This window comes from Saccharopolyspora antimicrobica (assembly GCF_003635025.1).
Taxonomy (GTDB): domain Bacteria; phylum Actinomycetota; class Actinomycetes; order Mycobacteriales; family Pseudonocardiaceae; genus Saccharopolyspora; species Saccharopolyspora antimicrobica.
On sequence record NZ_RBXX01000002.1, the window covers coordinates 6,337,421 to 6,360,320 of the forward strand.

The 22,900-nt window shown below is 71.6% G+C and carries 20 protein-coding genes; 16 read left to right on the plus strand and 4 right to left on the minus strand.

What is annotated here, in order from left to right:
- Positions 1 to 63 precede the first annotated feature (63 nt).
- Positions 64 to 681: an NAD(P)H:quinone oxidoreductase gene (wrbA, locus tag ATL45_RS30100; RefSeq protein ID WP_093146373.1), complete on the minus strand. Its 618-nt coding sequence runs from the start codon at positions 679 to 681 to the stop codon at positions 64 to 66.
- Between the two features lie 42 nt (positions 682 to 723).
- Positions 724 to 1,230 (minus strand): cupin domain-containing protein, encoded by a 507-nt coding sequence (locus ATL45_RS39830; RefSeq protein WP_093146374.1) that lies wholly within the window; start codon positions 1,228 to 1,230, stop codon positions 724 to 726.
- 136 nt (positions 1,231 to 1,366) lie between these two features.
- Here ATL45_RS39830 and ATL45_RS30110 point away from each other — a divergent pair, with 136 nt between their 5' ends.
- The 11 genes from ATL45_RS30110 to ATL45_RS30160 all read left to right on the plus strand — a co-directional run bounded on the left by ATL45_RS30110 (position 1,367) and on the right by ATL45_RS30160 (position 14,943).
- Positions 1,367 to 1,870 carry a MarR family winged helix-turn-helix transcriptional regulator gene (locus ATL45_RS30110; protein ID WP_093146375.1) on the plus strand — a complete coding sequence of 168 codons (504 nt, stop codon included), beginning with the start codon at positions 1,367 to 1,369 and terminating at the stop codon, positions 1,868 to 1,870.
- 135 nt (positions 1,871 to 2,005) lie between these two features.
- Entirely contained in the window at positions 2,006 to 3,730 is a 1,725-nt protein-coding gene (locus ATL45_RS30115; protein WP_177241884.1) for an amidohydrolase, read from the plus strand.
- A 129-nt stretch (positions 3,731 to 3,859) separates the two neighbouring features.
- Positions 3,860 to 4,600: a polysaccharide deacetylase family protein gene (locus ATL45_RS30120; protein ID WP_093146376.1), complete on the plus strand. Its 741-nt coding sequence runs from the start codon at positions 3,860 to 3,862 to the stop codon at positions 4,598 to 4,600.
- Positions 4,601 to 4,906: 306 nt separating this feature from the next.
- Positions 4,907 to 6,253 (plus strand): nucleotide sugar dehydrogenase, encoded by a 1,347-nt coding sequence (locus ATL45_RS30125; RefSeq protein WP_093146377.1) that lies wholly within the window; start codon positions 4,907 to 4,909, stop codon positions 6,251 to 6,253.
- A 7-nt stretch (positions 6,254 to 6,260) separates the two neighbouring features.
- Positions 6,261 to 7,538 carry a carboxylate--amine ligase gene (locus ATL45_RS30130; protein ID WP_093146378.1) on the plus strand — a complete coding sequence of 426 codons (1,278 nt, stop codon included), beginning with the start codon at positions 6,261 to 6,263 and terminating at the stop codon, positions 7,536 to 7,538.
- Between the two features lie 166 nt (positions 7,539 to 7,704).
- Positions 7,705 to 8,928: an NAD(P)-binding domain-containing protein gene (locus ATL45_RS30135; protein WP_093146379.1), complete on the plus strand. Its 1,224-nt coding sequence runs from the start codon at positions 7,705 to 7,707 to the stop codon at positions 8,926 to 8,928.
- Complete coding sequence (locus ATL45_RS30140; protein ID WP_093146380.1) at positions 8,925 to 10,328, plus strand: sugar transferase; 1,404 nt, start codon at positions 8,925 to 8,927, stop codon at positions 10,326 to 10,328. The genes ATL45_RS30135 and ATL45_RS30140 overlap by 4 nt, the downstream gene beginning before the upstream one ends.
- Before the next feature lie 36 nt (positions 10,329 to 10,364).
- The gene (locus ATL45_RS30145) at positions 10,365 to 11,477 is read left to right on the plus strand and encodes a glycosyltransferase (RefSeq protein ID WP_093146381.1); all 1,113 of its coding nucleotides are present in this window, start codon (positions 10,365 to 10,367) and stop codon (positions 11,475 to 11,477) included.
- Positions 11,477 to 12,451: an NAD-dependent epimerase/dehydratase family protein gene (locus ATL45_RS30150; RefSeq protein WP_093147410.1), complete on the plus strand. Its 975-nt coding sequence runs from the start codon at positions 11,477 to 11,479 to the stop codon at positions 12,449 to 12,451. The genes ATL45_RS30145 and ATL45_RS30150 overlap by 1 nt, the downstream gene beginning before the upstream one ends.
- A gap of 13 nt (positions 12,452 to 12,464) precedes the next feature.
- Positions 12,465 to 13,655 (plus strand): glycosyl hydrolase family 18 protein, encoded by a 1,191-nt coding sequence (locus tag ATL45_RS30155; RefSeq protein ID WP_093146382.1) that lies wholly within the window; start codon positions 12,465 to 12,467, stop codon positions 13,653 to 13,655.
- Between the two features lie 19 nt (positions 13,656 to 13,674).
- Positions 13,675 to 14,943, plus strand: coding sequence for a glycosyltransferase family 2 protein (locus ATL45_RS30160; protein ID WP_093146383.1), 1,269 nt, complete (start codon positions 13,675 to 13,677; stop codon positions 14,941 to 14,943).
- A gap of 104 nt (positions 14,944 to 15,047) precedes the next feature.
- Here ATL45_RS30160 and ATL45_RS30165 read toward each other — a convergent pair whose 3' ends face one another.
- Together ATL45_RS30165 and ATL45_RS30170 are read right to left on the minus strand one after the other, a co-directional pair.
- Positions 15,048 to 16,298 (minus strand): MFS transporter, encoded by a 1,251-nt coding sequence (locus tag ATL45_RS30165; protein ID WP_093146384.1) that lies wholly within the window; start codon positions 16,296 to 16,298, stop codon positions 15,048 to 15,050.
- Positions 16,299 to 16,359: 61 nt separating this feature from the next.
- A complete protein-coding gene (locus ATL45_RS30170) occupies positions 16,360 to 18,171 on the minus strand; it encodes a glycoside hydrolase family 3 protein (protein WP_211841327.1) in 1,812 nt (603 codons plus the stop codon).
- 161 nt (positions 18,172 to 18,332) lie between these two features.
- On the opposite strand from ATL45_RS30170, the gene ATL45_RS30175 reads away from it, so the two are divergent.
- The 5 genes from ATL45_RS30175 (at position 18,333) to ATL45_RS30195 (ending at position 22,806) form a co-directional block, all read left to right on the plus strand.
- Positions 18,333 to 19,427, plus strand: coding sequence for a LacI family DNA-binding transcriptional regulator (locus ATL45_RS30175; protein ID WP_170210392.1), 1,095 nt, complete (start codon positions 18,333 to 18,335; stop codon positions 19,425 to 19,427).
- A gap of 98 nt (positions 19,428 to 19,525) precedes the next feature.
- Entirely contained in the window at positions 19,526 to 20,251 is a 726-nt protein-coding gene (locus ATL45_RS30180; RefSeq protein ID WP_246025633.1) for a LuxR C-terminal-related transcriptional regulator, read from the plus strand.
- Complete coding sequence (locus ATL45_RS30185; protein ID WP_246025634.1) at positions 20,248 to 21,348, plus strand: glycosyltransferase; 1,101 nt, start codon at positions 20,248 to 20,250, stop codon at positions 21,346 to 21,348. The genes ATL45_RS30180 and ATL45_RS30185 overlap by 4 nt, the downstream gene beginning before the upstream one ends.
- A 232-nt stretch (positions 21,349 to 21,580) precedes the next feature.
- A complete protein-coding gene (locus tag ATL45_RS30190; RefSeq protein WP_093146387.1) occupies positions 21,581 to 22,150 on the plus strand; it encodes a sensor histidine kinase in 570 nt (189 codons plus the stop codon).
- Positions 22,151 to 22,155: 5 nt separating this feature from the next.
- Entirely contained in the window at positions 22,156 to 22,806 is a 651-nt protein-coding gene (locus tag ATL45_RS30195; protein ID WP_093146388.1) for a LuxR C-terminal-related transcriptional regulator, read from the plus strand.
- The last annotated feature ends 94 nt before the right edge of the window (positions 22,807 to 22,900 follow it).

Here is a 22,900-nt window from a genome sequence, read left to right on the forward strand (position 1 = left end):
CTTCGCTGCGCACCCGGACGCGGAAACGGTTGTGGAGAGCGGTCGTCCCTCCGCCGGTGCGGTTCAGGCGGCGGCGAATCCGCGTTGCAGGGCCGATGCGATCTCGACCGCGCGGCGGGCCTGGAACTCGACTGCGGCGAGGTTGGCTTCGGCCACATTGGCGGGGTTGTTGGCGGAGACGCTGCTGGCGCCGTAGGGGTTGCCGTTGAGCGCGTCGAACTGGACCGGGTCGGCGAAGCCGGGCGGGACGATGATCGCGCCCCAGTGGTAGAAGGTGTTGTTCAGCGCTAGCAGGGTGCTCTCCTGGCCGCCGTGGCCGGTCGAGGTGGAGGTGAACGAGGAGACGACCTTGTTCACCAGCTTGCCCTGGAACCACAGGCCACCGGTGGTGTCGATGAACTGCTTGAGCTGTGCGGCGGGCAGGCCGAAGCGGGTCGGAGTGCCGAAGAGGAGGACGTCGGCCCACTCCACGTCCGCGAGGCTCGCCTCGGCGATGTCGGCGGTTTCCGCGGCGTGCTCGGCCCAGGCGGGGTTCTGCGCGATGACCTCGGTGGGTGCCAGTTCGGCGACCTTGCGCAGGCGGACCTCGGCACCCGCCTTCTCGGCGGACTCCGCGGCGGCCTCGGCCATGGTGTGGATGTTGCCGGTGGAGGAGTAGTAGACGACGGCGACGTTGGTCATGGGAACGGCTTTCCTCTCGGGTGGTGGGCTTGTGGTTCTCGATCAGACGAAGAAGCTGTCGTGGCGGAGGACGAACTCCCGGCGCTCTTCCTCGCTCAGCGACGCCAGTTCCGGGAGGCCCTCGAAGTAGCCCTCGCGAGGCGCGCCCGGGGCGAAGAGCATGAGCATGGAGGCGGGTTCGCCGGATTCGTTGCGGAAGGCGTGCAGTCCGCCCACGGGCACGTACAGGTAGTCGCCGGAGGTGGCGTTGATCCAGCGCTCGCCGTCGAACAGCCGCATGGTGCCGGACAGGATGAAGAACGACTCCGAGATGGCCTTGTGGAAGTGCGTGCTCGGCCCGGTGGATTCCGGGCCCATGTCCACCCGGTACAGGCCGTACTCGCCGCCGGTGGAGGCGGTGGTGGACAGGTAGTGGTAGGAGGTGGCCCGGGGGTCGTCGGCATCGGCGCCGACGGGCTTGGCGACGAATTCGGGCTCGGCCGTCGCGGGCCGGAAGCTGGCGTTGATCTCGCCGTGTTCGCCGAAGTAGCGGGGCTCGGGGTAGGACACGATCGCTCCTGGATCTGCGCTCGGGGCGGGCCGCCCGATAACGGTCGACCTCGAAGTAGATGAGCGCTAAGATAACCACCACTCGCATGAGTGTCAATTAAATGAGCGCTCATCTATCTACTCCGGAGGAGGACCCATGGCCGATGCGGTGTCCGCGGTGCTGGCTCAATGGCGCGAGGAACGTCCTGACCTGGACTTCACGCCGATCGGCGTGGTCGGCCGGATCATGCGGCTGTCCCGGCTGTGGGACAAGGAGATCAAGGACTTCCTCGCCGGGCACGACCTCGAACCGGGCGAGTTCGACATCCTCTCCACGCTCCGGCGCTCCGGCGAGCCCTACGCGCTGACCGCCGGGACGTTCCTCAAGGAATCCCTCGTGACCACCGGGGCGATCACGCTGCGCGTCGATCGCATGGAGAAGAAGGGCCTGGTCAGCCGGGTGCGCGACGACGTCGACCGGCGCTCGGTCAAGATCAGGCTCACCGAGCGCGGGCTGGAGGTCATCGACCGCGTCCTCCCGCTGCACCTGGCCAACGAGGCACGGCTGCTGAGCGGGCTCGACCGCGACGGGCGCGAGAACCTCGCCGGCGCGCTCGCCGCCGTGCTGGAGTCCCACGGCGACACAACACCGGCCGGCTGAGGCCTGACCTGGGGTTTGCTGGCGGTGGGCGCAAGCAGCGAGCGGGCTCGGCGGGCGACCGGCCACGTTCTGCTGATTGACCGGACAAGGACGCGGGCTTACGTTCGCTTGGCGATGATCAGCTAGGAGGTCGGCGTGTGCCAGGAGTGTTGTCGGCGTTCCCCGCAGCCCCGGATTTCGCGGGCGCAGTTCCTCAAGCTCGTCGGGCTCGCCACCGCCGGGGTGGCGGTCGCGGCGGGGTGTTCCAGCGGTGAACCGGGTTCGGCGCAGCGGGGCGGACCGGTGCTGATCGACAACGTCCGGGGCTTCACGCTGACCCCCGGCGGGCCGTTCGAGTTCTCCAGCCTGCTGGTCGGTGCCGACGGGCGCGTCGGCGGGCTCGACGTGGCCAACGCCGGAGGAGCCGAGCGCATCGACGGGCGCGGCCGCGTGCTCATCCCGGGTCTGCACGACGCGCACGGGCACTTCGGGCAGCTCGGGGCCAACGTCTCGCAGCTCAACCTCGCCGGGACCAAGTCGCTGGGCGAGGCGATGCAGGCGCTCAAGGACTTCGCCGCCGCGCACCCGGAGCGGCAGTGGATCCTCGGGCGCGGCTGGAACGACGTGATCTGGGGCTCCGGCAGGCTGCCGTCGGCGGCGGACCTGGACGCCGTGGTGCCGGACCGGCCGGTGTGGCTGGTGCGCGTCGACGGGCACGCCGGAGTGGCCAACACCGCCGCGCTGCGGCAGGTCGGCATCACCCGCGACACCCCGACGCCTCCGGGCGGGGAGATCGTGCGCGGTGCCGACGGTGCGCCCAGCGGGGCCTTCGTCGACGCCGCGCAGGACCTCGTCGAAGCGCACCTGCCGAAGCCGACGACCGAAGACCTCAAGCAGAACTTCATCGCCGCGCAGCGCAAGCTCAACGAGGTCGGGCTCACCTCGGTCAGCGATGCGGGCACCAGCGCCGCCGAGCTCGCGGTCCTGCACCAGCTCGCCGCCTCCGGCGAGCTGACGATCCGCACGAACTCGTTCCTCACCTACGACGCCTACCGCGAGCTCGGCGCGCAGGCGCGCGGCGATTCCTTCGCCGACGACATGCTGCGGGTGCGCACCGTCAAGCTCTACATCGACGGCGCGCTGGGCTCGCACGGCGCCGCGATGCTCGCGCCCTATAGCGACGACCCGGAGAACTCCGGGCTGCCGCAGATGGACGCCGCCGAGCTGCGCAACCGCGTCACGCAGGTGATGCGGGACGGCTTCCAGGTCGCCACGCACGCCATCGGCGACGCGGGCAACCGGATGGTGCTCGACGCCTACGAAGCCGCGATGGCCGAGGTCGGCGGCGACATGCGGCACCGCATCGAGCACGCGCAGGTCCTCGCGGTGGAGGACATCCCGCGGCTGCGCAGGCACGGGATCATCGCCTCGATGCAGCCGGTGCACGCCACCGACGACATGAACATGGCGGAGGAACGCGTCGGGGCCCAGCGCATCGCGGGCGCCTACGCGTGGCGGACCATGCTGGACCAGGGCATCACCATCGCGTCGGGCTCGGACTTCCCGGTGTCCTCGGAGAACCCGTTCGACGGGCTGCACGCCGCGATCACCAGGACCGACCGGGAGGGCCGGCCGGTCGGCGGCTGGTACCCGCAGCAGGCGATGAAGCCGGACGAGGCGCTGCGCTCCTTCACGCTCGACGCCGCGTTCGCCGCGCACCAGGAACGGGTGCTGGGCAGCCTGGAACCGGGCAAGCGGGCCGACTTCGTCATCCTCGACCAGGACCCGCTGGACCCGCCGTCCGGCCGGGCGCGCTGGCAGACCAAGACGCTGCAGACCTGGGTCGCCGGGCGCCGCGTCGGCGAGTACGGGGATCTGTAGTCCGTGCCGATGCGGTAGTGCGGGTACCCCGGCGACCCGATCCGGGGCCGCCGATCGCTGCTTAGGCTCGGCAGGCCGGCCGGGTGGTTGCACCGGCCGGCGACCCGTTGCCGAGGAGAGCGGCGAGCCATGACGCAGACCGTGAGCAAGCGGACCCGGAACGACACCGGGCGTCCGTTCCCGTACGTGCTGATGTACCACTCGGTCGCCGTCCACCAGCACGACCCGTACCTGGTGACCGTCGATCCGCGCCGCTTCGACCAGCAGCTGCGCTGGCTGCGGGACAACGGGCTGCGCGGGGTGTCGATGGGCGAGCTGATGCGGGCGCGTCGCGCCGGGGAGGCGCGCGGCCTGGTCGGGCTGACCTTCGACGACGGCTACGCCGATTTCGCGCGCAACGTGGTGCCCGCGCTGCGGCGGCACGGGTTCACCGCGACGGTGTTCGTGATCGCCGGGCGGATCGGCGGGGACAACGAGTGGGACCCGGCGGGGCCGCGCAAGCGGCTGATGACCGCCGAGGAGGTCCAGGAGGTCGCCGCGGCGGGCGCGGAGGTCGGCTCGCACGGCCTGCTGCACCAGCACATGTCCTATTTGGACGATGACGAGCTGGTCGCCGAATCGGTGGCGAGCCGGGACCTGCTGCGCGAGATCACCGGCCAGGACGTCGCCGGTTTCTGCTACCCGTACGGCGACGTCGACAAGCGCGTGGTGGACGCCGTGACGGCGGCGGGCTACGAATACGCCTGCGCCATCTGGCGTTCGGAGGTCTCGGGCCCGCACGCGCTGCCGCGCACCTACATCGGCGACCGCGACGGCGCGCTCCGCCTGCGCGCCAAACACCTGCGCCACCGTCTCACCAGCCGCCGCTGACGGTCGGCCTCGGGTCCGGACACGCCGCAATTTCAATGGAAATCAGATGTCCGATTTCCATTGAAATTGCGTGGATCCCGACGCGCCGCCGGTGTGTCGGGCGCCCGGCGCGCCGGTGGACCCCGCAACTTCCATTGAAATCGGACGTGCGATTTCCATTGAAATTGCGGGGCCGTGGGTCGGGTCCGCGCAAGTGAGAAGAGTCCTCAAGTTTCGGTAAGCGGACTCACCTGCGTGTGGGAGACCTCGGCGGCGCTCGGGTGCGAGGGTTTTGTTCAGCGAGCACGGCGAACTGGGGGAGGGACCGTGAGCGGACATTCGCTGTCGTTGGCGATCAACGGCCGGGAGCGGCTGCTGGCCGACCGGCTGATCGCCTTCGAACCGGCCGCGCCGGAACGCACCGAGACGGTGGCGGTCGTCGGGCTGGGCTACGTCGGGCTGCCCACCGCCTGCGCGCTGCACGACGCCACCACGCAGGTCGTCGGGTTCGACATCAGCCAGCAGCGGCTTCGCGAGATCGAGGCCGGCGAGGTGGACCTACCTGCCGAGGAGCGGCGCGAGCTGGCCGCCGCACTGGCCGGTGGCGGGCTGGCGCTGACCAGCGACCCGGCCGCGCTCGCCGCGGCGGACGCGGTCATCGTGTGCGTGCCGACGCCGGTCGACGCCGCGCGGACGCCGGATCTGACCGCGCTGCGGGCGGCCTGCCGCACCGTCGTGGCGCACGCCCGGCGCGAGCAGGTGATCATCCTGACCTCGACGACCTACGTCGGAACCACCCGGCAGCTGCTGGTGGAGCCGCTGCGCGAGCTCGGGCTGCAGGTCGGTGAAGAGGTGCACGTGGCGTTCAGCCCGGAGCGCATCGATCCCGGCAACTTCGACCACGTGCAGCGGCGGACGCCGCGGGTCGTCGGCGGTGTCACGCAGCGGTGCGCGCGGCGCGCGGCCGAGGTGGTGCGGCGGATGACCGACCAGGTCTACCTGGTCAGCTCCCCGGAGGCCGCCGAGCTGACCAAGCTCTACGAGAACATCTTCCGCGCGGTGAACCTGGCGCTGGCCAACGAGATCGCCGACGCCTGCTCGGTGCTGGGCCTGGACCCGATCGAGGTCACCGTCGCGGCGGGCACCAAGCCCTACGGATTCCTGGGCAGCTTCCCCGGGCCCGGCGTCGGCGGGCACTGCATCCCCTGCGACCCGCACTACCTGCTGTGGCAGCTGGGCCGGCGCGGGCTGTCGGCGCCGTTGATCGAAGAGGCGATGCGCTCGATCGACCGGCGGCCGGGCCGGGTGGTGCAGCGGGTGGTGGAGATGCTCGGCGAGGCGGGCATCGACCACTCCGGGGCGCGGGTGCTGCTGGCCGGGGTCAGCTACAAGGCGGGCGTGCGGGACCTGCGGGAGTCCCCGGCGCTGCCGATCCTGGCCGGGCTGCGGCGGCTGGGCATCGACGTGCACTACCACGATCCGCTGCTGCCCGAGATCGAGCTTCCCGGCGGCGTCCGGATGACCAGCGAGCCCGAGCCGCGCGGCCGGGACTGGGACGTCACGGTCATCCACACCGTGCACCCGGGCGCCGACTACGGCTGGGCGCGGGACTGCCCGCGCGTGCTCGACGCGACCTACCAGTTCGACGCCGTGCCGCACCGGCGCGTGTTGTGAGGTGCCGATGTACGACACGACCACGCCTGCCGTGGTGTTCAAGCTCGATCCGAACGTGCTGCACCACGGCGGCCTCGGAGTGATCCGCAGCCTCGGCCGCGCCGGTGTTCCGGTGTACGCGGTGCACGAGGATTCCCTCGCGCCCGCGGCGCATTCGAGGTACGTGCGCGGCCGGTGGCTGTGGAGCCCCGATCCCGGGGACGCCGAGGCGATCCGGTTCGGGCTGATGCAGCTGGCCCAGCGCATCGGGCGCCCCGCGGTGCTCATCCCCACCGACGACGCGGCCGCGATCTTCCTGGCCGAGCACGGCGATCCGCTGCGGATGTGGTTCCAGTTCGCCCAGCCGCCGCACGACCTGCCGCGGCTGCTGGCAGGCAAGTACACGATGTACGAGCTGTGCCGCCGGCTGGGCGTGCCGTGCGCGCAGGCGCGGCTGATCCGGGGCTGGGACGAGGCGCTGGAGTTCGCCGACCGGGTGGGCTATCCGCTGGTGGCCAAGCTCGCCACGCCGTGGCGGCCGACCGGGGGCAAGGTGCGCAGCACCACGATCGTCGAGGACTCCGACGAGCTCGCCAGGATCTACCGGCGCTGCGACGCCGTCGGCGGGCTGATGCTCCAGGAGTTCATCCCCGGCGGGCCCGAGCACGACTGGTTCTTCCACGGCTACTGCGACGCCGATTCGGTGTGCCGCCCGGCGTTCACCGGGGTCAAGGAGCGGTCCTACCCGGCGCACGCCGGGCTGACCAGCCTCGGGCGCTGCGAGGACAACGAATCGCTGCTCAGCTCGGCCACCGCGCTGCTGGCGAAGTTGTCCTACACCGGCATCGTCGACCTGGACTTCCGGTGGGACGACCGCGACCAGCAGTACAAGCTGCTCGACTTCAACCCGCGGCTGGGCGCGCAGTTCCGGCTGTTCCGGGACAGCGCGGGGCTGGACGTGGCGCTGGCGTCCTACCTGGACCTCACCGGGCAACCGGTGCCCGCTGGCCGACCGGAGGTCGGTCGCCGGTTCCTGGTGGAGAACTACGACCCGATCGCCGCGCTGCGGTACTGGTCGCGCGGCGAGCTCGGGCTGCGGGCCTGGGCCGGGTCGCTGCGGCGGGTGCACGAGCGGGCCTGGTTCGCCCGCGACGACCTGCTGCCGTTCGCGCTGATGTGCACCTGGATGGCCTGCCGCGCGGTGGCGCGCCCGTGGCGGCGCGGCAAACCGCACCCGGAACTGGCCGAACCGCAGTACGTCCCGGGCCGCAACTACGACGGCGGGCACCTGGAGAGGAAGCGCTGATGCCCGTTATTCGAGGACAGAGGAGCGACCCCGTGCCAACCGCGGTCCTGCTCAACCGCACCTCAGGGGAACGTGACGCAATCCAGCCACAAGAAACCGCCAAACGCGAGATCAGTCCTGGACGCAACCACCACTGTGAATCGCGGAGAGGCGGAAAGGGGAACTGATGAACGATCTCGTGGACGTGGCCGTCGTGGGCGCCGGCCCCTACGGCCTGTCGCTGGCCGCGCACCTGCGCCGGTCCGGGGTTTCGCACCGGCAGTTCGGGCTGCCGATGAAGCTGTGGCGCGAGCACATGCCGCGCGGCATGTTCCTCAAGTCGCAGGGCTTCGCCTCGAACCTCTCCGACCCGGACGGTGCGCACACGCTGCGCAACTTCTGCCTGGAGACCGGCAAGCGCTACGCCGACTACGGGATTCCGGTGTCGCTGCAGGACTTCGTGGACTACGGCGAGTGGTTCCAGCAGGGCCGCGGCCTGGAGGTCGAGGAGCAGCTGGTCACCGACATCGCGCAGCGGCCCGGCTGGTTCGAGCTGACCCTCGACGACGGGCAGCGCGTCGACGCCCGCCAGGTGGTGGTCGCGGTCGGCGTCGAGCACTTCCCGCGGATCCCGGAGGTGCTGGCCGAGCTGCCCGCCGAGCTGTGCACGCACAGCTCGGCGCACGACGACCTCAGCGGGTTCGACGGCCAGGACGTCATCGTGATCGGCGCCGGGCAGTCGGCGCTGGAGACGGCGGCGCTGCTGCACGAGAACGGCGCGAAGACGCGGTTGGTGGCCAGGCGGCGCCGGCTGAGCTGGAACGGCTACCCGCTGCTGCCGGACCGCTCGCTGTGGCAGCGGATGCGGGAACCGGAAGCCGGGCTGGGCTCGGGGCTGTCCACCTGGTTCTACTCCGAGCACCCGGAGTGGTTCCGGCACCTGCCGGAGCAGGTGCGCATCGAGCGGGCGCGCACCGCGCTCGGTCCGGCGGGCGGCTGGTGGCTGCGGGAACGGGTGGAGGGCTGCTTCCCGGTGCACGTCGGGCACCGGCTGGACTGGGCGAAGGCCACCGGTGACCAGGTGCGCCTGGGCGTGCGGGTCGGCGGGCAGGTGCGCGAGTTCGCCGCCGACCACGTCATCTGCGCCACCGGTTACCCGCCCGCGCTGAGCCGGCTGCGGATGATCGGCTCCGGGCTCCGGTCCTCGATCGCGCTGGTCGGCGGAACTCCGCGGGTGGACGCCGATTTCGAGTCCTCGGTGCCGGGGCTGTACTTCACCGGCCCGCTGGTGGCGCCCAGCCACGGTCCGGTCATGCGGTTCGTCTACGGGGCCGATTACGCGGCCCGGCGGATCGCCTCGCGGGTCGAGCGGAGCGCGACCCGGCCGCTGGTCACCGGAGGTGCCGGATGAGCTTGACCGACGCCGCCGCGACCCGGCGGCCGCCCGAGGTGCGGCCGCCGGCGCACCGGCGGGTCGGCGGTCGGCTGCTCCCGGCGGCCGACCTGGTCGCGCTGGCGCCGGTCGTGCCGATCACCGGTGCGCACTGGCTGCTCGGCGCGGTGTTCGCACTGCTGGTGCTGCTGGTGCTGGCAGCTCAGGGGCAGCACCGGACGCGGGTCTGCTTGCGGGTCTCCGACCAGGTGCCGCAGCTGGCCATCGCGTCCGGGCTGCCGCTGGTGGTGCTCGCGCCGTGGTCGACCGGCAGCGGACTGCTCGCGCTCGCCGCTGCGGGGCTCGGCGGGCTGGTGCTGGGTCGCGCGATCTTCTACGCGGCGTTGCGCAGCGGCTACCGGCGCGGGGTGATCGGCGAGCCGACGCTCGTGGTCGGTTCGGGTGAGCTGGCCGCCCGGATCGTCGAAAGCGCGCAGGTGCACCCGGAGTTCGGGTTGCGGCCACGGCTGGCTCGGCCGTCCGAAGTTGACGATCTGGCGGGGTTCACCCGGGTGCTGCTGTGCCCGGACGATGCGGCCGAGGACGCGCTCACGGCGCTGATCCGGTCGAGTCGTCCGCTGTCCGCCGAGGTGTACGTGGTCCCGAGGTTGCCCGAGATCGGAACGGCCCTGCCGCGCGGGGTGACCGACGAGCTGTGGGGCGTCCCGCTGATCCCGCTGCGCCGGTTCGGCCGCATGGGGAGCAAGCGCGCGTTCGACGTCGTCCTCAGTGGACTGATGCTGACCGTGTCCGCGCCGCTGCTGCTGGTGCTGGCCGTGGCGGTGCGGCTGGACAGCCCCGGCCCGGTGTTCTTCCGGCAGCTGCGGGTGACCGGGCCGGGCCGGACCAGCGAGGTGCTCAAGCTGCGGACGGTGCGCACCGGTGCGGCGCAGGGCTGGGCGGTGGCCGCCGAGGAGTGCACGGCGCTCGGGAAGTGGCTGCGCCGCACGCACCTGGACGAGCTGCCGCAGCTGCTCAACGTGCTGCGCGGCGAGATGTCGCTGGTCGGGCCGAGACCGGAACGACCGCACTACGCCCGGAGCTTCGGCCGGGAGATCCCGGGCTACCGCGACCGGCACCGGATGCCCGGCGGGATGACCGGGTGGGCGCAGGTGCACGGCCTGCACGGCGACACCTCCATCCCGGACCGGGCGCGCTTCGACAACCAGTACATCGAGCACTGGTCGCCGTGGTGGGACGCGGTGATCGTGCTCCGCACGGCAGCGGTCGTGCTCCGGGCAGCGGTGGCGGCCGGCCTCCGCTGGGAGCTCGGCGGCCGGAGCCCCCGCCACCGGCGCCCGGCACGACCGCGCCGACAACCCGGCGCCCACCGGGCCCCGGGCCGGGGACGGCGGGTGGTGGATCTCGTACGGAATTGACACGGCACTGCGCGACGACAGCGATGGGGGAGACGGATGAAGGTCTTGCACGTGATCACCGGGCTCGGCGTCGGGGGCGCCGAGCTGCAGCTGCGGCAGGTGCTGCAGCACACCAGGCACGACGCCGAGGTGGTGTCGCTGTACAACCCCGGAGACGTGGCCGGGATGATCGCCGGCGACGGCGTGCGCGTGCGCGATCTCGGCATGAGGCGCAACACGCAGATCGGCGCCGTGCTGACACTGCGCGACGTGATCCGCGAAGGCCGCTACGACGTGGTGCACACCCACCTCTACCGGGCCTGCGTGTACGGGCGGCTCGCGGCGCGGCTGGCCGGGACGGGAGTCGTGGTCTCCACCGAGCACTCGATCGGCGAGACCCACCTGGAGCGGCGGCGGATGACGCTCGGCGTGCGCGCCCTGTACCTGGGCACCGACCTGTGCTCGGACGCCACCATCGCGGTCTCCGACACCGTGGCCGACCGGCTGCACAAGTGGGGGATGCCGGCGCGCAAGATCACCGTGATCCCCAACGGCGTCGACTTCCGCCGCGTCGAGTACGACGACGCCGCTCGCGGCAGCGTGCGCCGGGAGCACGGCATCGACCCGGGGGTCTACGTGGTGGGCGTGCTCGGGCGGCTGGATCCCAACAAGCGCTTCGACCTGGTCATCGAGGCGATGGCGCCGCTGCTGGGGCAGCAGACCAAGCTGCTGATCGTCGGCGACGGGCCGGACCGGGAGCGGCTGTCGGCGGTGGCCCGCGCCCGCGAGGTCGGCGAGCACGTGATCTTCGCCGGGCAGCGGCACGACGTGGCCGCGATGCTCTCCGCGCTGGACCTGTTCGTCGCCTCCTCCGAGCAGGAGACCTTCGGCCTGTCGGTGCTGGAGGCGATGGCCAACGGCATCCCGGTGCTCTACACCACCTGCCCGGCGCTGGTCGGCATCGACACCGACCGGGCCCGCCAGGTGCCGGGTGATCCGGAGCGGATGCGCGCCGAGATCGCCGCGGAGATCACGTCCGCCCGGCCCCGCGCGGACGAGCCCGCGATCCGCGCCCGCTACGGCATCGAGGCGGTCACCGGTCGCATCGACGACCTCTACGCGCAGCTGTGGCGGCGGCGTCGCGCGGGCGTTCCGGCGGGGAGGGCGTGATGCGCGCACTGGTCACCGGCGCGGCCGGTTTCATCGGATCCCACCTGGTCGAGCAGCTGCTCGCCGACGGCCACCAGGTCGTCGGGCTGGACGACCTCAGCACCGGGCAGCTGGCGAACCTGCCGGTCGAGCACCCGGACCTGCGGCTGGTGCCGGGCTCCATCCTGGACGAGGCGCTGGTCGACGAGGCGATGGCGGGCGCGGACGTGGTGTTCCACCTGGCCGCGGCGGTCGGCGCGTTCGTCATCCAGGAACGCACCCTGCAGGGCCTGCTCACCAACGTGCACGGCACCGAGAACGTGCTCGACGCCGCGCTGCGGCACGGCACCCGCGCGCTGATCGCCTCCACCAGCGAGGTCTACGGCAAGAACACCAAGGTCGGGCTGGTCGAGGGCGACGACCGGATCATCGGATCGCCGCTGAAGTCCCGCTGGACCTACGCCGAGGCCAAGGCCATCGACGAGAGCCTGACCTCCTCCTACGTGCGGGAACTGGGTCTCCGGGCGGTCATCGTCCGGCTGTTCAACACGGTGGGGCCGCGGCAGACCGGCCGCTACGGGATGGTCATCCCGCGGCTGGTCGGCCAGGCGCTGCAGGGCAGGCCGCTGACCATCTTCGGCACCGGCAAGCAGATCCGCTGCTTCTGCCACGTCGCCGACGTGGTGCCCGCGCTGATCCGGCTGGTGCAGCTGGATCGCGCGCAGGGCATGGCGGTGAACCTCGGCAGCACCGAGCAGGTGTCCATCGAGGACCTGGCGGCGCGCGTCATCGCGATGACCGGCTCGGCCAGCGGCACCATCCACGTGCCCTACGAGGAGGCTTACGGGCCGGGCTACGAGGACATGCAGCGGCGGGTGCCGGACTGCTCGCGGGCGCGGGAGCTGATCGGCTTCCGGCCGCGGCGCAGCCTGGCCGACATCGTCCGCGCGGTGATCGAGGAGCAGGTGCGGACCGGTGAACCAGCTACGGCGTGAGCGGAGGTGGGACATGCGACCGGCCCGTCGGCTCGTCGACGCGGTGCGCGACCGCCGGGATCGGCGCGAGCGGTTCGACGTGCTGCCCACCGGACCCGGCGCGGCGCACCGCGTGCGCACCTTCAGCCGGCTCGGCGGCTCGATCTGGCTGCTCGCGCTGGTCGCGGTGTCGATCCTGGTGGTGTCCTTCCTGGTGGCGCCCCGCGGCGGCGGCCCGGTGGCGCAGAGCCCGGTGGTGGTCGCCTCGCTGCCGTTCTGGAACCTGGCCAACGGCACCGAGATGGTGGTCAAGCACCGGGAATCGGTCAACGAGGTGTCGCCGTGGATCTACGGGCTGGAGAAAGACGGCGGGGTGCTGGAGCAGTACCCGCCGGAGCAGACCGCGGAGGTGGGCGGCCGGATCGCGGAGCTGCGCGACGCCGGGATCCCGATCGTGCCGTCGCTGGCCAACATCACCGACGGCAAGTGGGCCTACGAACCGGTGGCCGCGGTGCTGCACGACCCGGTCCGGCGCCACCGGCACGTCACCGAGATCGCGGAGCTGGTCGAGCGGGAGGACTACGCGGGCATCGACATCGACTACGAGAACCTGCGCGCCGGCGACCGCCAGGTGTTCAGCGAGTTCGTCACCGAGCTCGGCGCGGCGATGGACGCGGCGGGCAAGACGCTGTCGGTGGCGGTGTTCGCCAAGGACACCGACGCCGGGTACGACGAGCGCAACGTGGCGCAGGACTACGCGGCGATCGGCCGGGCCGCCGACCAGGTACGGCTGATGGGCTACGACTTCCACTGGAACACCTCGCCGCCCGGTTCGGTCGCGCCGATCGACTGGATCCGGTCGGTGCTCGACTACGCCAAGACCCAGATCCCGCCGGAGCGGATCGTGCTGGGCGTGCCGCTCTACGGCTACGACTGGGTGGCCGGCGGCGAGGGCACCGGGGTGACCTGGCTGAAGGCGTTCCAGCTGGCCACCGAGCACGGCGCGCAGCCGCAGTACGACACCCGGACCCAGTCGCCGTGGTTCCGCTACACCGACGAGCAGGGCCGCGCGCACGAGGTGTGGTTCGAGAACGCGGCCAGTTCCAAGGCGAAGTTCGAGGCGGCGCGCGGTGCGGGCATCGGCGGCGTCTACCTGTGGATGTTCGGCTACGAGGACACCGACACCTGGCACGAGCTCGCGCGCAGCCTGCCGGTGGAGAAGTGACCGGCCGGGGGTGGGTGGGATGGTTCCGTGGTGGTTGCTGGCGATCGCGGTGTTCGGCGCGAACTTCGCGCTGTGGGGGATGATCGGCCTGCTGCGGCTGCTGGACGGGTGGCGCACCCGCCGCAGCACCGTGGTGGGCCTGGACCGGTTCGACCGCGCGCTCGGCGTCGACGACGTCGCGGTGCTCATCCCGGCGCACAACGAGGAAGCGGTCATCGCCGACAGCCTCGCGGCGATCACCGCGCTGGTACCGCCGGAGAACGTGCACGTGGTCTCGGACGGTTCCACCGATCGCACCGTGGAACTGGCCCGCGACTGCGGCGTGCAGGTGATCAGCACCGCGCGCAACGTCGGCAAGGCCGGTGCGCTCAAGGAGGCGATACGCCGGTTCGACCTGGTCGAGCGCTTCCCGGTGGTGATGCTGCTGGACGCCGACACCCACGTGCAGCCCGGCTACTTCGCCGCCGCGCTGCCGCTGTTCGACGATCCCGAGGTGGTCGCCGTGGCCGGGTGCGTCCGGACGAACTGGCGCGGGCGCGGGCTCGGGCCGATCGGCAAGCTCGTCGCCCTGCACCGGCAGCGGATCTACACCATGACGCAGTACCTGCTGAAGTTCGGGCAGACCTGGCGGCGCACCAACGCCACCCACATCGTCCCCGGCTTCGCCAGCATGTACCGCACCGAGGTGCTGCCGCGCATCGAGGTGAACCCGCCGGGACTGGTCATCGAGGACTTCAACATGACCTTCGAGGTGTACCAGAAACGGCTGGGCAAGGTCGGTTTCACGCCGTCGGCGGTGGCCGCGACCCAGGATCCCGGCTGCCTCAAGGACTACGTGAAGCAGTGCAAGCGCTGGGCGCTGGGACTGTGGCAGACGGTGCGGTTGCACCCGCCGCGGGCCAACCTGTTCACCGCCATGCTCGCGTTGCTGCTGCTGGAGATGCTGACCAGCAGCCTGCTCCTGGTGGTGCTGCCGATCGTGGTCGCGGTGCTCCTGCTGGCGGAGCTGCTGCCCGCGCTGCCCCACGTTCCGGTGTTCGGTGAGGTGCACGAGTTCGTCAGCGGCTTCGCCACGCCGTCCGCGCTGCTTTTCGGCGTGCTGGTACCGGATCTGCTGCTGACCTGCGTCGTCGCGCTGCTGCACCGCCAGCCGCGCTACCTCCTGGTGAGCCTGCTGTTCCTGCCGCTGCGAGTGCTGGACGCGGGGATCGCGCTGTACGCGATCCCCGCGGCCTGGCTGACGAAGTCCTCCGGCCGCTGGCGCAGCCCGGCCCGCGCTCCCTCGTGAGCGGCGATGACTTCTCGGGCTGAGGAGAACAGCGGCATGGCGAAGCCCGAGGGTCCGGCCCGCAGAGCCGGCGGCCCGGACCCTCACCGGCTCGCGGAGGCCGGCTAGCGCACCTTGCGGATCCGGGAGAGCACCGGCCAGCCGAGCAGGGACAGCGCACCGCTGACGAGGAAGAGCGCGGTGTAGTTGGAGCCACCGCCGATGGCGAGGATCGCGGGCGCCGCGAACGGAACCAGCGAGAACGGCAGCGTCAGCGCGATGTTGACGATGCCGAGGTCGCGGGCGATGTTGTCGCTGTCGGGCAGGGTCGCCATCGCGAAGCTGAGGTAGACGCCCGACATGCTGCCGTAGGCGACACCGACGAGTGCGATGCCGACGTAGGCCCAGAGCATGCTGCCGCCGAGAACCATGACGGAGATGCCCACCGCCGCCAGCAGCGCGGCGAGTGCGAAGGGCGGCTTGCGCCGGTCCATGCGGTCCGAGAGGTAGCCGGCGAGGAAGGACACCGCGGTGGTGACCGCCATCAGCACGAGATTGGCGCGGAACGCGGCGTTGGCCAGATCGGCGGTGGCGATGTGCAGCCGGTCCTGAAAGAAGTACACCAGGTAGGTGCTGACCACACCGATGCCGACGGAGATCAGGAACAGCGAGAGCAGGAACCACGCGAAGTCGGGGGCCTTTCGCGGGTTGAACCAGAAGCTGCCGGCGAACTCCTTGGCGCTGAACCTCGGGCGCTGCGTCGCGTCCAGCCGCCGGTCCTTCAGCTGAACGGCGAACAGCAGCAGGAAGATCAGCGCGGCGGCGACGGGGATGCCCATCTGCAGCAACGGCTCGGTGGGGAAGAGCTGAACGAAGAAGGTGCCGAGCACCACCGAGCCACCGCTGGTCATGCCGACGAGCCCGCCCAGCAAGCCCTGCTGCTCCTCGGGCACCTGATCGCCCAGCACCGCGAAGGTGCCTGCGATGGCGGCATTCGCGAAGGCCTGCATCAGCAGCCAGCCGATGATCACACCGGCGAGACCGGTGCTGGTCCCGACGACGACCGCGCCGACGGCCGTGCCGAGGATGCCGGTGATCATCCACGGACGGCGCATGCCGAAGCGGCTGGTGGTGCGGTCGCTCAGCCGGCCGAACAGCGGGTTGGCGATGACCGCGACCAGGGTGCCGACGCCGCTGACCACCGAGTAGCTGGTGGTCTTGCCCACCGGGTCGACCTCGCCGACGCGCAGCGCGACCGTGACCATCGCGGGGGTGTTGATGGCCATCCAGATGCCGAGGGTGGCCAGTGCGAACAGGATGATGAAGCGCGCGCCAACGCGAGGCGGCGCAGTCCGGGTGCTCAGTGGTGTGCTCATGGAAGCATCTCCTTTGACCCTGCCATGGACGAGTGCGGGAGGTGAACGGGACGGGAGACGGTCACTGGCCGTAGCGCAATCCGAACCCGAAGCGGTGCAAGGGATCGCGAGTGTCGAACGGGGTGTCCTCGGCTGAGGCGGCCACCGCCTCGGCCGAGGAGGGCAGGTCGAACGGCAGGCTGCCGAACGGCTCCGCTGCGCCGGTCAGGACGTCCACGAGCGCCGCGTCACCGCTGCCGAAATCGCCGAGCAGGGCGTGGGCGGCCGACTCGACATCAGCCAGCAACGCGGGTCGTTCCAGGAACACCGCGACCGCGGTGGGCAGCTTCTCGGCGAGCTGGCGCACTTTCTCGACCGTCTCGGCGGGGAACTCGAGCGTGCCGCGGTGGAAGAACGACGCGATGCCCTCCTGATCGGTCTCGTAGGGGGCGTGCAGCCGCACGACGGCGACGTCGGCCTCCTCGGGCGCGGCGACGACCTCGGCGCGACCGTCGAACGCGGCGGGGTCGATGCCCTCGGCGTACACGCGTGCGCCTCGGCCGAGCGGCAACACCGGACCGTCGTTCTTCAGCAGCACCGTGGAGTCGCGCTGCGCGGCCTCGCCGAGCTCCCGCAACGGGGCGGCGCCAACGATCACGGCGGCCTTGTCCGGGTCGACGTAGCGGTGCTCGAAAAGGCCCATGAGGAACTTCTCGCGCAGCACGCGGCGCACGGAAACGTCGATGCGCGCCTCGTCGACGCGGCCGTCGCGGACGAGCTCCACGATCAGCTCGCTGCAGCGGTCTCCGCCGAACTGATCGACGCCGGCGTCGAGGGCTCGCACGATGCGCTCGGCGGGCGAGCAGTTCTCGAGGCCGTAGGCGTTGGGTCCGAAGCGGACTCCGCCCATCGTGGTGGAGTCGAGCACGTTCCAGTCGGTGCAGACGATGCCGTCGAATCCGAGCCGATCGCGCAGCAGGCCCTGCACGACTGGACGGTTGAAGGCGAAGCCGACCTCGTCCCAGCCGTCGACACCGATCGGGCGACCGTAGTAGGTCATCATCTGCCGCGCGCCGGCGTCGAGCGATGCTTCGAAGGGCCGCAGGTGCAGTTCCTGCTGGTGCCCCGGATAGACCTGGTCGGGGAAGCGTCGGTCGTGGGCGTCTTCGCCGTCCTTCTGCGGGCCGCCGCCGGGGAAGTGCTTGACCATGGCTGCGACCGATTCCGGTCCGGGCGCTGCGCCCTGCAAGCCGCGGATGAACGCGGCGGTCAGGCGGGCGACGGTGGCGGGGTCCTCGCCGAAGGTGCCGGAGCCGCGGGACCAGCGGGGGTCGCTGAAGATATCGGCCATCGGGCCGAGCGCGACGCGGATACCGAGTGCCAGGTATTCGCGGCGAACGATGTCGGCGTACTCCTCGACGCGCCGCTCGGCGTCCGGCAGCGCGGCGAGCCCCGGGTGCTCGGGCCAGCGGGACATCGCCTGCATCGACATGCCGGTCAGCGGTGAGGAGAAGACACCGTGGCGCGGGTCGGTCGACACGGTGACCGGAATGCCGAGCCGGGTCGCGGCCGCCTGCTCCTGCAACCGGTTGTGCCACCGGGCGATCGCACGCGGGTCGGCGCCGTTGATCAGGTTCATGTGCGTGATGTGGCGCTCCACGACCAGCTCGTGCGTTGCGGCCATGCCGTAGCCGGGCATCGACTCCTCGAGCAGGGTGCCGTCGTCGTTCATCAACGTGCCCGGGTGGAAGAGCTGGCCGGCCTTCTCCTCGAGGGTCATCCGGGACAGCAGGTCCTCGACGCGCTCGGCGATCGGGGCTCCGGGATCGAGGTAGCGGGGATTGGTGGAGGCGGCGGCCATGGCGCTCCTAGGCACGGACGTGACTCCGAACAATTTCCGGAATCGATTTCAGGACCTGCGTCACCCTAATGGGGTAACTCATGCCCGGCAAGGTCCTGTGACCTGCATCGCTGCTGATAGATTTTGTGCGGATGTTCCGGAAAAAAGTCTGGAACACAGTGTCGGACCATCGGCAGGACCGGAGCGGAGCGGCTGTGACGAACACCTGGCGGAGGGGCGCCGCGCACCACGAGCCTGCTCCTGAGCGCCGCGCCACCATCGCCGACATCGCGGCCGCGGCGGATGTCAGCAAGCCGACCGTCTCGCGTGTGCTCAACCAGCGCGGAGATGTCGCACCGGCCACCCGGCGCAAGGTCGAACAGGTCGCTGCTGAGCTCGGTTACGTGCCCAGCGCGGGTGCCAGGGCGCTGCGCACCGGCAGGCATGGCGCGCTCGGTCTGCTGCTGCCGTCCGAACCGTGGGGCGGGCTGGTGAACATCGTCTACGGCGTGGCGGAGGAAGCGGCCGCACGCATGATGCACGTGATGGTGTACCCGCTTCCCGCTGGGCGGGCGGCCGAGCGCCAGTTCGCCGCCAAGACGCTCCCGCACTTGCCGGTCGACGGGCTCGTCGCGCTCATGCCCGACGACATGGTGCCGCACCGGGGAAGCGTCCCGCTGTCGGGAGCGCCGATCGTCGCCTTCGACGACCGAGGCATCCGCCCCGGCATCCCCTACGTGGAAACCACCAACCGCGAGGGTGTGCGCGAGGCGGTCGGCCATCTCGTCGCGCACGGCTACCGCCGCATCGCTTTCGCCAGCGGCACCTCCGGCCTCGCCTTCGCCGAGGCTCGCTACGAGGGCTATCTGGACGGACTGCGGGACGCCGGCCTCCCGCACGTTCCGCAACGGGTGCTGCGCGGCCAAGCCGATATGCCGTCCGACAACGAGATCCGCGAGCTGCTCACCACCGACGAGCCGGACGGGCGGCCGGATGCGGTCGTCGCGGCGTGGGACGAGATCGCCACCGCCGTTGGCCACGCCGCCCACGAACTGGGACTCCGACTGGGCAGGGACATCGCACTGATCGGCTTCGACGACCGCCCCGAGATCGCGCTGATGATCAAGGGCCTCACGACGGTCCACCAGCCGCTGCGCGAAATGGGTCAGACCGCTGTTCGGCTGCTGCTGGAGATCATCGAGCACGGCCCGGGCCCGGCCAACGCCACCGTGCCAACGCACTTGGTCATCCGCGACACCTGCGGGCCCCATGCCGCCGACGGCACACCACTGCCGCCCGAACCCCGATAGCGGAAGAAGCCCGGACGCACCGAGTTGTCCCCGACCCGCGGGTCCGACCCGGACGTTCTCGCCATTGGCGGCCACGATCTCGTCGGACAGGCGTTCTCATGCGCTCTGACGAGGACTCGTCGCCGCAGTTCGCCCATGCTGAGGCGGTGAACGTGCTGCGACTGCTCATGGTGGACGATCACGTGATGCTCGCCGAGGCGCTCGGCGCCAAGCTGGCCGAGCGGAGCGAGCTGTGGGTCGTGGGGCATTGCGCCACCAGTGATCCGCGACTGTCCGATGTGGTCCGCCAGACCAAACCCGATGTGCTGACGCTGGACGTGGAACCGGCGGGCTCCGGCGCCGGGCGCCTGGTGACCCAGGTGCAGCGGATCCGGCCCGGCACGGCGATCGTCGTGCTGACCGGCGCCCGCGAGCCCGACCAGGCCGTCGCGGCCGCCCGCGCGGGCGCCGCCGCCTGGGTGCCCAAGGAGCGCAGCCTCGACGAGCTCACCGACGTGCTTCTGGGCGTGTGCCGCGGGTACAGCTGGTACCCGCCGGACCTGCTCGGGCCGGTGCTGCGCGAGCTGCGGGAGGACGCCGTGCGCGCCGGGCAGCGCGACGGTCCGCTGGACGTGCTCAGCGACCGGGAGCGGGACGTGCTGACCGGCATGGTCAACGGCAAGCGCGGCGCGCAGATCGCCGCGGAACTGCTGATCTCCGCCGAGACCGTGCGCACGCACACCCGCAGCATCCTGGCCAAGCTCCAGGTGCACAGCCAGCTCGAAGCGGTCAGCGTCGCCCGCGCGGCGGGACTGCGCGCCGACGAACCGGATCCCGCCAGGTGAGCCTGCGGGTCGCCACGGTCATCACCCGGCTGGAGGGCGGCGCCGGAACGATGGCGCTGCGCGGGGCGGAAGCGCTGGACCCGGACGAGTTCCAGGTGACGGTGATCGCCGGTTCCGGCAGCCTGCTGCCCGCCGCCGGGGTGCCGACGCTCGTCGAGCCCGCGCTGCGCGCGCCCATCGCCCCGGCCCACGACCTGCGCGCCCTGCGCCGGTTGACCGCGCTGCTGCGGGACTTCGACGTGGTGCACACGCACTGCTCCAAAGCGGGCGCGGTGGCCCGGGTCGCGGCGCGGCGGGCCGGGGTCGACAGGGTGGTGCACACCTTCCACGGCTTCGGGTTCCACCGCTTCCAGCCGGTCTACCGGCGCCGCGCCTACATCGAGATCGAACGCGTCCTCGGCCGCATCACCGATCTCGGCCTGTGCGTCGGAACGGGCGTCGCCGTGGAGGCGCTGCAGCGCGGCCTGCTGCGGCCGGATCGCATCCGCACGATCGGCGTGGCCGTCGACCACTCCGCGCCGCCCCGCACGGCAGCGAGCAGGCAGCACGCTCGCCGGCTGCTCGGCCTGGCTCCCGGTGACGTCGTGGTCGGCGCGGTCGGTCGGCTGACCTACCAGAAGGCGCCGGAGCACTTCATCGCGGCGCTGGCCGCCCTGCGCCGCCCGGGCGTGGTGGGCGTGTGGATCGGCGGTGGCGAGGAAGCCGCGCGAGTCCGGGCGCAGGCCGCGGCGGCGGGTGTCCGCGTGGTCCTCACCGGCGAGCGCGACGACGTGGCGCGCCTGCTGCCCGCCTTCGACGTGTTCGCCCTGCCCAGCCGTTACGAGGGCTTGCCGCTGGCGATCGTCGAAGCGATGGTCTGCGGAGTTCCGGTGGTGGCCACCGCCGTCAACGCCGTCGGCGACGTCGTGGTGCCCGGCGAGACCGGGCTACTCGTGCCGCCGCACCGGCCCGATCTGCTGGCCACCGCCGTGGCCCACCTGCTCGACCACCCCGATCGGGCCGCCCGCCTGGCGGCGACCGCGCGCGCCCGGCTGGACGGGCGTCACGAGATCGGGGCGTTGGCAACCGCCCTCGCCGAGGCGTATCGAGCGGTGTGACGCAACGTAGCGACGGACGAGGCGAACCACACCGGCCGCAGCCTGGAAGGCCGATGTCCTTCCGCACGTGGAGTAGTCGCACTCCCCGTTCTGCGGCAGCTGCAACACCGCGCTTGCAGTAGCCGATGTGCCGGGTAGCACAGACTGCTGGGGGAGAGGAGTCGCTGTGCAGACGATTACGGGAACGGTCCGGGAGCTTCCCGGGCCGCGCAGTTCGCGAGGTGGCGCGGAGTTGCGCAGCCTGCTGCACGACCTCGGGCACGGGCTGGCGACGCTGTCCTACCTCGCGGACGGCTTGCGCGCCGATCCGGGGCTGCCCGGCGACGCGCTGCACCGGCTGCGGCTGATGGAACTGGAGCTGGACCGGCTGCTGCAGCTGGTCGACCTGCGCGAGCCCCGCGAGGAGGCCTTCGCGCTGCGCGAGCTGCTCACCCAGCTCGTCGCGGTCACCGCGCTGCGCGGACCGGCCGACGTGGTGCTGGTGGAGGGCCCGGAGCTCACCATCCGCACCGATCAGACGCTGCTGTGGCGGATGGTGACCAACCTGCTGGACAACGCGGTGCGAGCGGCGGGGCGCGGCGGCCGCGTGGCGGTGGCGGTGCGCGAGGTCCTGGGGGAGGTGCGCGTCGAGATCACCGACGACGGACCGGGTTTCGGCAACGGGCCGCGCGGCTCGGCCTCGCTCGGGCTGGGCATCGTGCTGGCGCTGGCGCAACGCTGCGGCGCCGAACTGCGCGTCGATCCGGCACCGGGCGGCGGGACCTGCGCGCGGCTGGTGTTCCCGGCGCACCTGGAGAGGTGAGCGGGATGGCGAACCTGGTGCTCGGCGACGACCACGTGATCTTCATCGACGCCCTGGTGGCGACCCTGCCGCGGCACGGCCACCGCATCGTGGGCACCGCGGACAACGTCGGGGAGGTGGTCGCCGCGGTCCGCGCCGAGCGGCCGGACCTGTGCCTGCTGGACCGGTTCTTCGCCGACGGCGACGGTCTGGACGTGATCGGCGAGCTGCTCAGCGCGGGCGGCCACACCCGCGTCCTGGTGCTCACCGCCGACGGCGACGTGCAGGGCATGCGCGCCGCGCTGGGCAAGGGCGCGGCCGGTTACGTGAACAAGATGTGCGGGCTGTCGGTGCTGGCCGGGGCGATCCGCGGCGTGCTGGACGGCGAGGTGGTCGTCGAACTGGCGGCCTCCCGCACGCCGCGGCTGGCCGGCACGACCGACGCCCGCCGGCTGGCCTCGCACCTGACCGCCCGGGAGCGGCAGTGCCTGCGGATGCTGGTCGACGGCGCGCACACGGCGGCGATGGCCAAGCAACTGGGGGTGGCGCCGACCACCGTGCGCACGCACGTGCAGTCGGTGCTGACCAAGCTCGGGGTGCACTCCCGGCTCGAAGCGGCGTCGTTCGCGATGCGCCACGGGCTGCTCGACGACGAGCGGATGCTCGTCGCGGGCTGAGAGCTGGGGGTCCGCGAGTCCCTCCGGGTCGGCTGCCCGGTGGGACTCGCGGCCGTTCGGGGTGGCGGATGCCACTCGATCCAAATTCGCATCT